Origin of the sequence: uncultured Roseobacter sp., assembly GCF_947501835.1 — a bacterium.
In the GTDB taxonomy this organism is placed as follows: Bacteria; Pseudomonadota; Alphaproteobacteria; order Rhodobacterales; family Rhodobacteraceae; genus Roseobacter.
In genome coordinates this window covers 1-1,590 of sequence record NZ_CANMXR010000051.1, presented here as the reverse complement: position 1 = coordinate 1,590, position 1,590 = coordinate 1, and the positions used below count along the sequence as shown (strand labels likewise).

General features: G+C 53.6%; 1 protein-coding gene. It reads right to left on the bottom strand.

Features of this window, described 5'->3' with window-relative positions; all coding sequences use genetic code 11:
- Nucleotides 1-121: 121 nt before the first annotated feature.
- Complete coding sequence (locus Q1A20_RS26025) at nucleotides 122-1,510, bottom strand: IS1182 family transposase (protein ID WP_299919713.1); 1,389 nt, start codon at nucleotides 1,508-1,510, stop codon at nucleotides 122-124.
- Nucleotides 1,511-1,590: the final 80 nt, after the last annotated feature.

Sequence of the window (1,590 nt, the reverse complement as noted above, 5' to 3'; positions counted from 1 at the left end):
TATTTTGTTGAAGAAGTCGCTTTGATTTGGGAGGATGGCCGCCTCGCTGCGTTGGTCGCGGGCTTATTGTTCCGCCCGTTGTACTGCGCGGCTTGTTGGTCTGTCCGTTTACCGGTTCAGATCATATCGTGATCCTTGTCTCGGCGGTCTTGGGTCTTAGTTTTGCAAGTTTTCGAAGGTTCTGGGCGATCGCAGCGAGCGTAAATTCGTCCCTTATACCGCAGGGCCCTCGAAGCCGGAGCCGTCCTAGGCCGAGAATGCGTTTGAGGTGGGCGAAGAGCATCTCGACCTTTTTGCGTTTGGCCTGGGCCTTGGGGTTGAAGGGAGACTTGGCAGCCAGTCGGGCAAAGTCACGCGCGTCCTCATGTTCCTCGCGACCGATGAAACGGGTGTTTGTGTTTGGGCAGCATTTTGATTTTGATGGGCATGCATCGCATATTGCCTTGGTTGCCCTGTATCTGCGACGACCCGTTTTGGGTTCTTTCCTGCGTGGGTCAGAATAGTTCCGGCGGGACTGCAACAGGTGCTGGCCTTCTGGGCAGGTATAGCGGTCGTTGTCTTCGTCCCATTCGAAGTCAGAACGGGAAAATGTGCCATCTTTACGCTCGGATTTGTCGATCAGAGGGATGAAGGGAATGATGCTGCGCTTCTTTGTCAGCCACGCGAGGTTCTCCGCCGATCCATAGGCAGTATCTGCAACGAGCCAGTCCGGTTTGATACCAAAGCGCTCTTCTGTTCGATCAACCATGGTTTGCGCCGCGCCCACTTCGGCCTGCCTGATTGAGCGTGTCGCCTCGATATCCACGATGACGGAATGGTCCGTGTCGATCAGATAGTTATTCGAATAGGTGAAGATTGCCGGGCCTTTGCGCGCCGCAGTCCATTGGCTTGCCGGATCGGAATGGGATGTGAATTTGGGTTTGACCGGTGTCGATGCCCCAAAAGCTTTGTCATCGAGAACGTCAAGATATTCTCTTACAGCTCGTGGTGCATCGTCCGGGTCGATGGCGGATGCGTCCCATTCCGCTTGGGCAGTTGAGTTCATTCTGTCGACATCTGCTTCGATTAAGCTGGCATCAACAGCAAATCCATGACCACCGACCAGACCTTCCGAGATACAGCGTGCAACGGTGGCTTCGAACACAGAACGCAGCAAATCACTGTCGCGGAATTTGCCATGACGATATTTAGAGAACGTGCTGTGATCGGGCACCTTTTGGTTCAAGCCGAGGCGACAGAACCAGCGATAGGCCAGGTTCAAATGAACTTCGTCACAAAGGCGCCGTTCTGACCGGATGCCCATAACATATCCGACCACCAGCATCCGTACGATCAGTTCAGGATCAATCGAGGGACGTCCGAGGTGGCTGTAATACTGCTTCAACAGCTGGCGGATTGTGCCAACGTCCAGAAACCGGTCAATCTCGCGCAGCATATGATCCGACGGGACATGCGCCTCCATGTCAAAGTCGTAAAACAGCAGCGCCGGAGCTTCCTGAGTGCCCATCATTGCAAAATCCTCCCCCAATCTACAATAGCGAGTGAATCAAAGGACTTGCTTCAAAGCAACAAGACTTCTTCAACAAAATA